Source organism: Pseudomonas sp. SJZ078 (genome assembly GCF_007828255.1).
Taxonomy (GTDB): domain Bacteria; phylum Pseudomonadota; class Gammaproteobacteria; order Pseudomonadales; family Pseudomonadaceae; genus Aquipseudomonas.
The window spans coordinates 1-12101 of record NZ_VIUG01000002.1 but is presented as its reverse complement, the minus strand read 5'-3'; the positions used below and the strand labels follow the sequence as shown (position 1 = coordinate 12101).

The 12101-nt window shown below is 59.9% G+C and carries 7 protein-coding genes; 2 read left to right on the top strand and 5 right to left on the bottom strand.

Annotation, left to right across the window (positions count from 1 at the left end; genetic code table 11):
• Positions 1-41: 41 nt before the first annotated feature.
• The 4 genes from FBY02_RS01890 to FBY02_RS01875 form a co-directional block, all read right to left on the bottom strand.
• Entirely contained in the window at positions 42-920 is an 879-nt protein-coding gene (locus tag FBY02_RS01890) for a hypothetical protein (protein ID WP_144922658.1), read from the bottom strand.
• 94 nt (positions 921-1014) lie between these two features.
• On the bottom strand, positions 1015-3234 hold the full coding sequence (locus FBY02_RS01885) for an alpha-xenorhabdolysin family binary toxin subunit A (RefSeq protein WP_178115346.1): 2220 nt from the start codon (positions 3232-3234) through the stop codon (positions 1015-1017).
• A gap of 258 nt (positions 3235-3492) precedes the next feature.
• A complete protein-coding gene (locus FBY02_RS01880; RefSeq protein WP_144922655.1) occupies positions 3493-4245 on the bottom strand; it encodes a tetratricopeptide repeat protein in 753 nt (250 codons plus the stop codon).
• Positions 4246-4248: 3 nt separating this feature from the next.
• Positions 4249-4929: a Fe2+-dependent dioxygenase gene (locus FBY02_RS01875; protein WP_144922651.1), complete on the bottom strand. Its 681-nt coding sequence runs from the start codon at positions 4927-4929 to the stop codon at positions 4249-4251.
• A 209-nt stretch (positions 4930-5138) separates the two neighbouring features.
• Here FBY02_RS01875 and FBY02_RS01870 point away from each other — a divergent pair, with 209 nt between their 5' ends.
• A complete protein-coding gene (locus tag FBY02_RS01870; protein WP_144922648.1) occupies positions 5139-7457 on the top strand; it encodes a TonB-dependent siderophore receptor in 2319 nt (772 codons plus the stop codon).
• A 267-nt stretch (positions 7458-7724) separates the two neighbouring features.
• Positions 7725-10250 carry a sulfite reductase flavoprotein subunit alpha gene (locus tag FBY02_RS01865; RefSeq protein WP_144922646.1) on the top strand — a complete coding sequence of 842 codons (2526 nt, stop codon included), beginning with the start codon at positions 7725-7727 and terminating at the stop codon, positions 10248-10250.
• 131 nt (positions 10251-10381) lie between these two features.
• Here FBY02_RS01865 and FBY02_RS01860 read toward each other — a convergent pair whose 3' ends face one another.
• On the bottom strand, positions 10382-11923 hold the full coding sequence (locus FBY02_RS01860) for an alkaline phosphatase (RefSeq protein WP_144922643.1): 1542 nt from the start codon (positions 11921-11923) through the stop codon (positions 10382-10384).
• Positions 11924-12101: the final 178 nt, after the last annotated feature.

The following is a 12101-nucleotide window of genomic DNA, read 5'->3' as shown; positions in this document are numbered from 1 at the left end:
TCTGTCGATAAGAGGGTCCATGCAGCGTGCATGGACCTTTTTTATTTGCGCAGCCAGGTCTCGAAATTCTCCAGCAGCGCCATGCATTGACCCAGCGCATTCATGACAGCGCTCAATCTTGAATTCAGTTCTCCCAGCCGCACTGCGTAGCTCGCGCGCCTGAGGGTCAGGACCACGTCCTCCATACGCCGATATAAATCCTGCGCGAACACGCCCATCTGCCCAATCAGGCTATTGAATTCCTTGAACAACAAGGCAATGTCGGCCTTGTATTCCACCGCCCTGATCGAAGCGTCCCGAGAGGAATAAACCAGGTCCCAGGCGGGTGTGGTAACCGCTTCTTGAAATAACATCTGCGCCACGCTCGGTTGGGTGTGGCAACGACAAGCGCGATGATCCATGGCGCTGATGAACACCGGGCTCAACCCGAGTGACTCTCGATACAGCTCATCGAAACGAAACACCCACTGTCTGATCGCGCTTCTGTGGTTGATAAAGCGCAGGTGAAGCTCATGGGTCAGGTCCTCTACCTTTGTCGGAGGCGCCAGCAACCATCGCGCTGAACGGGACAAATTGAACAGTCTGAAATCCACCTGTTCAATCGCTTCCCTTCTGGAGAACCGCGCGGTGACGTCGAGAGCATCCCGGCTGAACACCGCCAGTACTTCCACATCCTTTTTCAAGGAAATGTCGAGAGCATTGACGTAGCCCCAGAGCGCCGATAGATACTGTCCGTTGAAGAATGCGTTGTTCCACCTTGAATCCATCGCCGGCACGGATGGCTGATGACCCGCACTTCGACGCCGTTCAAGAACGACCGAAATGTTATTCAAGATCGAGCGCAGGGAACCCAGGAAGCGAGCGTAGCGATCCAGAGTCTTTCGCTGTGCCCTCGTCCATTCATGGCCAAGTTGATCCATAGGCTGCCCTTGGCGATGGCAGACACGGGTCCGCCATCGCTTCATTAATGGGAATGTCCATTGCGGTCAGGAAGACTCCGCTCCGATGCGTGGGTTATTCGCGGAGGGGGCGCAAATGGTTGATCATGCCTGGGATAAGGCCACATACGGCGCGCACGCGCGCCTCGACAGGTTGTGATTTATCCTGCTGGAAAACGCCCGTGAACTGTTCAAACACCGCAACGATATTCAGGAACTCCTTAAGAAAACTCCCACGTCCACTGTCCAATGCGTCTAGTGTCTGAACCAGTTCGACTTTGCCCTGGATCAAGGTGATGTCCCTGGTATACGCCTCTGTCTCCAGGCGCAGTTGCCTGGCCCTTTCCTGAAGCCGGCTGTACCCGGCAAGCATGTTGAGATAGGAAATGGTTTCGGCGATGCCGGAGAGCGTTTTCTTCAGCGTCTCCATGGCCAGCATTGCAACCTGCACCTGGGGAGGCGCCATGCCCATCGCCATCAGGTTATCCACAGTCAACTGAGCCTGCTGACCGATTTTTTCCACGCCGCTTCTTTCAATCAACGCAATCGCATCGGCAACCGATTTCATCTGCGAGTCCAACTCGGCTCGCTTGGCCTCAGCCTTGTTTTTTTGATCTTCTGCAAATGCCCGGTCTTGCTCCAGTGTGGCGATCCATTGCGCCGAGGCGCTCTTGTCATAGCGGGCGCCAAGGTCGACCTGGAGTGTTTTCAATTCGCGGGTCTGCTGGGCAATGGCAACGAACACCTCATGAAGCTCATCTTCCATTTCCTTGGAAATTTCATGTAGTTCATTCTTGTCATGGGCGTTTTCAAAATCCTCCTGAATCTGTTTGAGGTTGCCCAGTGCCCGGTCCAATACATACATCGTTGTCTGCGCACGGCTGCGCAAACCAAAGGTCGTACTGTCAATCATAAGTGCCAGGCTTGTCATTCTCTCTACTACACCCGGCAGATAAGCATGCCTTTGGAACAGCATCTGTGCCCGAACGCTGGAGTTCTGAACATTCGAGTTATGACTGCGTAGCGCCATTACCTCAAGAGCCGGATAATCGGTGCTCCTCAACATCATTCGCCCCATCCTCCTTGACATCAAATTACTCATTTCGTACTCCCGTTGAGCTTCTGCAAATACGGCAAGCAATGCATCGGAACTGGTACGGATATCCCGCCAGGGCGTGAACACTTTTTTCACGTTGCGGATAAATCCCCTCAAGCTCACGGCGTCATTGATCTTATCCACCTCCTTTACCGAGGAAGTGATATATAAGCCGAGCGCTTCCCATACCAGCATGAGGTTCTGGGTGGCCACTTCAGCTTCAATCGTAACGGCACTCAGGTTCTGCAGGTCACCTCGCACGCGATTCAAAGAACTGAGTGTCTGGCTTTTGCTGGCCATTTTCTGGATGGCAATATCCTGCACTTCCTTCAGTTGTTTGCGCTGATTGCGTATTTTCTCGGCCTGGACCCCTTGATAAATGCCAAGAATCAGTCCACCAACATTAAGGGAGGCCGCTGCAATAATCGCTTCCTTCACCATCTGGTCGTATTTCTTGTTGAGCTCATCGAGTTCTGCAGCGCGCTGGTCGATATCATCCTGAAGCACTTGAACTTCCTGCCGATAGGAGTTCTCGCTCACCGCTTTCAATCGCAGCTTGACCTCCGGCAGCACCTTTTCCCGCAGGTCCGTGCCGAAGCGGTCCAGCTCCGACCTGACACTTTCTGCCTTCGCCTGGCAATCCTTCACATCGGCAAGCATGGCATTGAGGTAGTACTTGATCTCTGGAATATCCCCCGAAGGCAGCGTCACGTCGGGGAGGCCGGGGTGTTTGAGCTTGAGCTGCAGGTAACCCTCTACGGTGCTGATTCCATGTTCCCGGAGATGTTTCGATATTTCACTGTCCTCATAAACCTCAACAATCCCTTCGCCATTCTCGATAATCTTTTCGGCAAATAATTTCAGATGAGTGCCCGTCAGCATGATCTCCCGACGCAACGGCGCCCAACGCTTGGCATGGTCATAGGTCACTGTGAACGTACGCAAAAAATCCCTGGCTGTCAGCCCAAGACCGCCATCATCGCCTGCGCCATAATTCAAATAAGCCACAACATCGTTATAACGGTAAGGTAGCGACAAGCCGAGCACTTCATACCTGCGCAAACTGACGATCTGCTCTTTGGTAAGTTGTATGCCGGGCTCCCGGTTATATTCGCGCCCGCTGCCCAGAGACGCCTCTACAAAAACCTTGGGCGCCTGCATGGCGGCCTCAACGATCTTATCGTCCAAGTTAAATTCCATCGTAGACTTCCTGTCTTCTAAAATAATATTGAAGTTTCGCTGATGGTAATCAGAGTAAAAAATCACAAACATAATTACCTGTCGCGCCAAATGACTCTAAAGCAGTTGCGCGCACGTCCACTACTCTTCAAATATTAGAAAACAAGACAATCACTCGTCAGCCCAGACAAGCGCTGAGCCAATGATGAACATTCAGTCATTACCAAGCGTTAACCGCGCTTTTCCTGAACCTAAAGTAACCAGCGGGAATTGATGACACTATTGGTTCAGTTGCAAGAAACGTAGTCGGTAAACATGCGCCATGGCGCGAATCTCTGGGTGAGGGGCCTGCAACAATGATTCACCGCTCACTCGCAGGAAATTCACGTTCCCGGTGGCCAGCGCCTTGCGCAACCAGCCCAGGGCCTCGTCAATGAGCCCCTCCCCCGCCAGCACTGCCGCATGACTGAACTGCCCCCGAAAATCGCCGCCTTCGGCCGAACGTCGATACCATCGGGCAGCCGCCAGCGGATCGGCCGGACAGAAACACCCGTCCTCCAGGTAGCGCCCCAGAAGGTTCATCGACTTGGCGTGGCCCAGTTCGGCGGCACGGCGATAGAGACTCAATGCCTGCGCCTGATCCCGAGGCACGCCCCGGCCGGTCGCCAGCAGGTTGGCGTAGTTGTACATCGCCCAGTCCAGTCCCGCTTCGGCGGCCTGGCGATAATGCCGGGCGGCGACGCTGGCATCAGCGACACAACCCCAACCGTGTTCATGGCAACGCCCCAGCATGTTGCGCGCCATCGGATGCCCGCGCCGCGCGGCAATGTCGAACCAACGTACCGCCAGTACCGGATCCCGGGCGATGCCCTGGCCATCGAGCAGGATCTGCCCCAGCAACGCCTGGGCATCGAGCACGCCTTCGCCCGCCGCGAGCAGGATCGCCTGAGCCGCCCGCGCCGGGCTTTCATCCAGCATGGCCTTGAGACGCTCGCCGTCGAGCACTTCCTTGCGGCGCAGACGAACATCCACCCTCTACACCTCGACCCAGCGGCGCAACAGGTTGTGGTAGGTGCCAGTCAGGCGAATCAACGAAGGGTGATCCGGCACGTCGCGGGTCAACGCCTGGATCGCCCCATCCATCTCGAACAGCAGCGCGCGCTGGCTGTCCTCGCGCACCAGGCTCTGGACCCAGAAGAACGACGCATAGCGGGCACCACGGGTCACCGGGTTGACCTTGTGCAGGCTGGTGCCCGGATACAAGACCATGTCTCCGGCCGGCAGCTTGACCCGTTGGGAGCCGTAGGTGTCCTGGATCTCCAGCTCGCCGCCGTCGTAGTTCTGTGGATCGCTGAAGAACAAGGTGGCCGACAGATCGGTGCGCACCCGTTCGGCGCTGCCCTTGGGTTGGCGCACGGCATTATCGATGTGGAAGTCGAAGTTGCCGCCAGCGGTGTAGCAGTTCAATAGCGGCGGGAAGACTTTGTGCGGTATCGCGGCGGACATGAACAACGGGTTGCCCCACAACCGTTCGAGCATCGCGGCGCCGATTTCCTTGGCCAGGGGATGGCCCTCGGGCAATTGCAGGTTGTGCTTGGCCTTGGCCGACTGATAACCGGCGGTGATCTTTCCGTCTGCCCATTCGGCCTGTTCCAGCGCCTCGCGGATGCGCTGCACTTCTTCAGGAGAAAACACACCGGGAATGTGCAGCAGCATGGGATCAAGCCTGTGGATAAAAACGGGACGCCAATGGTAGTGATTCTTATTGTCTGTGCACAACCCCATTGTGTGTGACGGGAGCCCAAGGAGTGAGAGCCAATTGTAAAGAACGTAAATTCCTATCAAATAGCAATATTTCGCAATTGATACAAATACACGTTTACCCTATATTCCGCGGCCTCGAAACCTTGGGGAAGGCAACCTTCATGTCGCGTCAATCACCACAATTACCGGTCCAATCGCCCCGTCTGCTGGCGTCCGCCATTGGCGTCGCGCTGAGTGCGACGTCCGCAGCCCAGTTGGCCCAGGCGGCGGAGAATACCGATGAGAAATCCCCGCGCGAGGCCATTGCCCTGGATGCCACCAGCATCACCGGCGAAGCCCAGGACGCGACCTCCTATCAAGTCGAAAAAGCCTCTTCCCCGAAATACACCGCACCGCTGGTCGACACCCCGCGCTCGGTGACCGTCATCCCCCAGCAAGTGCTCAAGGACACCGGCGCGCTCAATATGCAGGATGCCCTGCGTACCGTGCCGGGCATTACTTTCGGCGCCGGTGAAGGCGGCAATCCCCAGGGTGACCGTCCATTCATCCGCGGTTTCGATGCTCAAGGCGACACCTACCTGGATGGCATGCGCGACACTGGCTCGCAAAGCCGCGAGATCTTCGCCATTGAATCCATTGAAGTCAGCAAAGGCCCGAACTCGGCCATCGGTGGTCGTGGCGCGGCAGGTGGCACCATCAACCTGGTGAGCAAGAAGGCCCACCTGGGCGACAGCTTCGATGGTGGCTTCACCTGGGGCTCGGACCAGACCCAGCGCTACACCCTGGATGGCAACTATCAGTTCAGCGACAGCGCCGCCGGCCGCCTCAACCTGATGAGCCACGAGAACAACGTCGCCGGCCGCGACAAGGTCAATAACGACCGCTGGGGCATCGCCCCATCGCTGGCGTTCGGCCTCGGCACGGACACCCGGGTCAACCTCGACTACTACCATCTCGAAAGCAATGATCTGCCGGACGCGGGCATCCCTTACAGCATGCCAGCTTCAGGAAGAACGACCGACCGCACCAAGTCCAACCCGGACAAGCCCAACGACGGCGGCGACAGCAGCAACTTCTATGGCCTCACCGACCGCGACTTCCGCAAGACCCGCGTCGACACGGCGACCTTCGCCATCGAACACGACCTGAGCGATGCACTGACGGTCAAGAACACCTTGCGCCATGGCTCCAGCATGCAGGACTACATCCTGACCCAACCCGACGACAGCAAAGGCAACGTCAATAACGGGACGGTCTGGCGTCGAGCCAACAGCCGGGTCAGCAACGTCGACACCACCACCAACCAGACCGACCTGTTTGGTGACTTCTACGTCGCCGGGTTCAAGAACAGCTTCTCCACCGGCATCGAGCTGAGCCGCGAGAAAGGTGAAAAATCTTCCTACGCCGTCAACACCGACACCGTAGCGAGCACCGCCGCCGCGAACACCAACTGCACCCCGTCAATGATCGGTTCGTCGAGTGGCTTCAACTGCACCTCGTTGTCCAACCCGAACCCGGACGATCCGTGGAACGGCACCATCGCCCGCAACTATGCCGGCACCGACACCACCAGCGTCACCCGCGCGCTCTATGCGTTCGACACTCTGGAGCTGACACCGCAATGGCTGGTGAACATGGGCCTGCGCTACGATCATTTCGACACAAAGTACAAGACCTACAACGCCGCCGGTACCACCACGTCCAAGGGCGACGATGTCAGTGAATTCGTCACCGGCCAGTTGGGCCTGGTCTGGAAACCGGCCGACAACGGCAGCGTCTATGCGTCCTATGCCACTTCGGCCACACCGCCGGGCAACATGGTCGGCGAAGGCATCGAAGGCAATCCGCTGGGCGGTACGCCGGACCGCAACGGCAACCTGCTGGCAAGTGACATGGAGCCGGAAACCACCAAGAACTACGAGATCGGCACCAAATGGGACCTGCTGGGCAGTCGCCTCTCGCTGACCGCCGCAGTCTTCCGCACCGAGAAAGAGAACGCCCGGGTCCAGGTCGATACCACGACTTATGAGAACGCCGGCAAGACCCGTGTCGACGGCCTCGAACTCTCGGCCAGCGGCAAGATCACCGACAAATGGCAAGTGTTCGCCGGCTACAGCTACTTGGACAGCGAACAGGTCGATGGCGGCCCGTTGAGCGTCACCAACGGCAACCAGTTGCCGAATACGCCGAAGAACAGCGCCAGTGTCTGGACCACCTACGCACTCACTTCGAAGCTGAGCATCGGCGGCGGCGCCTTCTACGTCGACGACGTGTTCGGCAACGTGGCGAACACCACGATGGTCGACTCCTACGTGCGCTATGACGCCATGGCCGCCTACAAGGTCAGCAAGCACCTGGACCTGCAACTCAACGTACAGAACCTGACCGACGAAACCTACTACGACAAGGCGCTCGGAAACCACTTTGCCAACCAGGCGGCGGGGCGAACGGCGTTGCTGAGCACCAATTTCCATTTCTGATCGCAAATGGCTGGGGCCGTGATGCGGTCACCTGTGGGAGCGAGCCTGCTCGCGATAGCGGTGGATCAGTCGACCACACTATCGTCTGACATGCCGCCATCGCGAGCAGGCTCGCTCCCACAGGGTTTGACTCGCCATCGCTGACCACCCATAGAAGCCCCGCCCATCTTCATGAGCGGGGCTTTTATGTGTGTTTATGAATGCTTCTCGATAACACACGGCATAATGCACGCCGTGATGAACAGTACTGAATGAAAGGCGGGCGACGTGTTGAAGAAAACCCTGTTCCAGTTGCACTGGTTTTTCGGCATCAGTGCCGGGCTGGTCCTGGCGTTTATGGGCATTACCGGTGCGGCGGTGTCGTTCCAGGACGAGATCCTGCGGGCGCTGAACCCGCAGGTGCTGACGGTGGAGAAACAACCGGCCGGTGTCCTGCCGCCCGCCGAATTGGTGGAACAGATCGAAGCCGCCGCCGGTAAATCCGTGGCCATGCTCTGGGTCGAGACCGACAGCGGCAATGCCGCACGGGCGATCTTCGCCGCGCCGCCGGGGGAAAAGCGCGGGCCCATGCGCTACTTCAACCCGTACAACGCTCAATTCATGGGCGATGTGGCGGGCCAGGACTTTTTCGGCCTGCTGCTCAAGCTGCATCGCATCCTGGCCCTGGACGACGTAGGCCGGCAGATCACTGGAGCCTGCACGTTGATCCTGGTGTTTTTCTGCCTGTCCGGACTGTACCTGCGTTGGCCGCGCCAGTGGCGAAGCTGGCGTGCCTGGCTGACCCTCGACTGGAAGAAGAAAGGCCGCAGTTTCAACTGGGACTTGCATTCGGTAGCCGGTACCTGGTGCCTGGTGTTCTACCTGTTGGCGGCCCTGACCGGGCTGACCTGGTCCTACGACTGGTATAACAAAGGCGTGACCCACCTGCTCTCCGACTCGCCGAAGGAAGAACGAGTGCGCAACCGCGGCCCCGCGCCTGAAGGCCCGCCGCCGGTGGCCGATTACCGGGCCATGTGGAGCAGCATCTACAGCGCCGCCGGCCCGGACCTGGCGTCCTACAATGTGCGCCTGCCGCCGGTGGCCGGGCAGCCGGCGACGGTGTTCTACCTGTTGAAGGATTCGCCCCATGATCGGGCACTGAACCAGATCATCCTCGACCCGGCCACCGGCGTCGTCAGCCGCCACAGCCGCTACAGCGACAAGAGCCTCAAGGCGCAACTGTTGACCAGCGTCTATGCCCTGCATGTCGGCAGCTATTTCGGCCTGATCGGGCGGATCCTGGTGACGGTGGCGGCGCTGACCATGCCGCTGTTCTTCATCACCGGTTGGTTACTGTACCTGGACCGCCGCCGCAAGAAACGTCAAGCCCGCCAGGCGCGCCAAGGGCTGGCGGCCAGCCACGGCGACGCGCCCGCGTGGCTGATCGGCTTTGCCAGCCAGAGCGGCTTTGCCGAACAGTTGGCGTGGCAGACCGCCGGCCAGCTCCAGGCCGCCGGGCTGCCGGTGAATGTCCAACCACTGGCCGGTGTCAGCGAGCAGGACCTGAGCAACTCCACCCACGCCTTGTTTGTGGTCAGTACCTTCGGTGACGGCGAAGGACCGGACAGCGCCCGGAGTTTCGAGCGAAAGGTGTTGGGTCGCCCCCTGGGCCTGGAGCGCCTGCAATATGCGGTGCTGGGCCTGGGCGACCGGCAGTACGACAACTTCTGCGGTTTCGCTCGACGCCTGCACACCTGGCTGGCGGAGCACGGCGGCAAGACTCTGTTCGCTCCGGTGGAAGTCGACAGCGGCGACCCTTATGCCTTGCGTCATTGGCAACAGCAACTGGCCGAACTGACCGGACAGGCGCCGGCGGACACCTGGAAAGCCCCCGATTTCGAGCATTGGACGCTCAGCCAGCGCACCTTGCTCAACCCCGACAGCAGTGGCTCGGGCGTGTATCTGCTGGGCCTCAGCGCCCCTGGGCCAAGCAGCTGGCTGGCCGGTGACCTGGTGGAGATACTACCGCGCAACGACCTGCTGGCCATCGAGCATTTCCTCGAGGGCCTGGGTATCGCCGGCAATGCGCGCGTCCAGGTCGACGGCTTGCCGCAACACCTGGAGCAGGCCCTGGCGACCCGTCAGTTGCCGGAAAACCGCGCCCATCTGGTGGGCCTGCACGCCCAGGCACTGCTGGACGCGCTGGCCCCGCTGGCGCTGCGTGAATATTCCATCGCCTCGATCCCGGCCGATGGCGTGCTGGAACTGATCGTGCGTCAGGAACGCCATGCCGACGGCAGCCTGGGCATCGGCTCCGGCTGGCTCACCGAATATGCCCCGCTGGGCAGCGCCATCAGCCTGCGGGTTCGACGCAACAGCGGCTTCCACCTGCCGCCCCAGGGCGTGCCGATGATCCTGCTGGGCAACGGCACCGGGCTGGCTGGCCTGCGCAGCCTGCTCAAGGCCCGCGTCGCCGAAGGCCCGCAACGCAACTGGCTGCTGTTTGGCGAGCGCCAGCGCGAGCATGACTTCCATTGCCGCGATGAGCTTCAGGAGTGGGTGACCTGCGGCGACCTGGAACGCCTGGACCTGGCGTTCTCCCGGGATCAGCAACAGAAAATCTACGTCCAGGACCGCCTGCGCGAGTCCGCTGCGCTGCTCAAGCAATGGCTGGCCGATGGGGCGGTGATCTATGTCTGCGGCAGCTTGCAGGGCATGGCGTCAGGGGTGGATCAGGTGCTCAACGATGTGCTGGGGGCTGAGGAAGTGGAGCGGCTGATCGAGCAGGGGCGGTATCGGCGGGATGTTTACTGACCAACAACCCTGTTTCCCTTTGTGGGAGCGGGCTTGCTCGCGAAAGCGGTGTATCAGTTGATAGATGCATGACTGACACGACGCCTTCGCGAGCAAGCCCGCTCCCACAAGGTCCCCCTGTGATCTGCAGATCACACCGGCTGCAGTTTTTTCTCGAACACCGCCACCCCTTCCAGATCTCGCAATACCACGCTCATCTCCCCGCTCTGCCCGTCGATGTTCACCTCGCCAAAGAACTGATAACCGGCAAACGGCGAGGTGTTCTGGGCCGGGGGCGCTTTCTGGAACACCACTTCGGGACCGAAGGTCTTGTCCAGGACGTTGGGTCCAAAGCTGCCGGCGTTCAGCGGCCCGGCGACAAACTCCCAGAACGGTTCGAAATCCTGGAACGCGGCCTGTTCCGGGTGATAGTGGTGGGCGGCGCAATAATGGACATCGGCGGTGAGCCAGACGTAGTTGCGCACCTGCTGCTTGCGCAGGTAGCCGAGCAGTTCGGCAATTTCCACTTCGCGGCCCTGGGCCTGGCCCGGGTCACCATTGGCGACGGCTTCCCAGCGTGGCACACCGGGGCTGACTTCGCCGTCGGGCACACCCAGGCCGATGGGCATGTCGGCGGCAATGACTTTCCATTGAGCGCGGGATTGCTTCAACTCGCGCTTGAGCCAATCCAACTGCTCGCGACCGAGGAACGGTTTGGCCGCGCCGAGGTTGGCATCATTGGCTTCGCGGTAGCTGCGCATGTCGAGCACGAACACATCCAGCATCGGCCCATAGGCGAGCCTGCGATAGATCCGCCCACCGCCATCGGCCTTCTGCAAGCGCATCGGCGCGTATTCCAGCCAGGCCTGGCGTGCGCGGCCCACCAGGGTGCCGATATCCCGGGTCTGGTAGCGCTCGTCCAGCTGCTTGCCCGGCGACCAGTTGTTGACCACCTCATGGTCGTCCCACTGCCAGATCTGCGGCACCTCGGCGTTGAAACGCCGCACGTTTTCGTCCATCAGGTTGTAGCGGTAGTTGCCGCGATACTCGTCCAGCGTCTCGGCCACCTTGCTCTTGGCTTCGGTGGTGAGGTTGCGCCAGATGCGCCCGCCTTCCGTGGTGATCTGCGCCGGCACCGGACCGTCAGCGTAAATCGTGTCGCCGCTGTGGATGAAGAAGTCCGGCAGGCGCAGGCGCATGGCTTCGTAGATGCGCATGCCGCCGAGGTCCGGGTTGATCCCGAAGCCCTGGCCGACGGTGTCGCCGCTCCAGACAAAACGGATATCGCGCTTGAACTGCGGCGCGCTGCGCAGATGACCCAACCAAGGCTCGCTGGCGACGCCGCTCTGGGCGTCTTCGAAATGGACGCGGTAGAAAATCGCCTGGTCGGGCGGCAGGCCGGTGAGTTCGACCCGGGCAGTGAAGTCGCTGCGGCTGTCGGCCAGTGGCGAGACAACGCGCCGGGGGTTGAGGAAACCGCTACGGGTGTCCCAGTCCACCACCATGCGCGCCGGACGGTCGCTGCGACTCCAGATCATCACCCGGTCACCCTGCAAGTCACCGGACTGTACGCCATCAGTCAGTACCGGCCGGTCCTTGACCGAGGCAATCACCGCCGGCGCCAATCCCGGCAACAACAACCCCGCCCCCACGGCCTGCATCACACGGCGACGGCCCAGGTCGAACTCACTCATAGTGTTCCTCCCAAATGGGGAAACTAGAGCATGCTCGTGTTAATCGGGTGTGACAGAAGCTTTATGAACAGCGCAAAACGAAATGTGGGAGCAACTGTCTTGGATGATTTATTTAGCCATTCTTTTTCAAGGCAGCAAAAGCTCTCACAGCTCTTGGCAGTGCAGATATCTGGAGAGG

What these genes read in the sequence shown, in the direction of transcription:
- FBY02_RS01885 (WP_178115346.1), bottom strand. Translation starts at nt 3,234, where the DNA reads ATGGAATTTAACTTGGACGATAAGATCGTTGAGGCCGCCATGCAGGCG.
- FBY02_RS01870 (WP_144922648.1), top strand. Translation starts at nt 5,139, where the DNA reads ATGTCGCGTCAATCACCACAATTACCGGTCCAATCGCCCCGTCTGCTG.
- FBY02_RS01875 (WP_144922651.1), bottom strand. Translation starts at nt 4,929, where the DNA reads ATGCTGCTGCACATTCCCGGTGTGTTTTCTCCTGAAGAAGTGCAGCGC.
- FBY02_RS01890 (WP_144922658.1), bottom strand. Translation starts at nt 920, where the DNA reads ATGGATCAACTTGGCCATGAATGGACGAGGGCACAGCGAAAGACTCTG.
- FBY02_RS01860 (WP_144922643.1), bottom strand. Translation starts at nt 11,923, where the DNA reads ATGAGTGAGTTCGACCTGGGCCGTCGCCGTGTGATGCAGGCCGTGGGG.